General features: G+C 60.3%; 1 protein-coding gene. It reads left to right on the forward strand.

The genetic code is table 11. From position 1 onward, the window contains the following. A partial coding sequence (locus tag DM374_RS32990; protein WP_157969851.1) for an immunoglobulin-like domain-containing protein occupies window positions 1–239 on the forward strand: 239 nt, incomplete at both ends.

Genomic DNA, 239 nt, shown 5'->3' on the forward strand with positions numbered 1-239 from the left:
AAGACACTGTTTATGTGGATGCGGGCAGCGTTAGCGTGACCATCACTGGCACCACTGGTGGTGACTTCGAGCATCTCGAAGTCAGCCCGACTGCCGCTGTCACCGCGGTTACGGATTCGATTGATACTTCGACCGTCACCCTGACGGCGACTGCCAGTGCTGTTGAAGGCGGCGTCGTAACCTACACCGCTTCGGTTACTGCACCGGTCACCGGCGCCCCACTGGTCGTCACCTTGGCC

The sequence above is a fragment of the Pseudomonas huaxiensis genome (genome assembly GCF_003231275.1).
Taxonomy (GTDB): Bacteria; Pseudomonadota; Gammaproteobacteria; order Pseudomonadales; family Pseudomonadaceae; genus Aquipseudomonas; species Aquipseudomonas huaxiensis.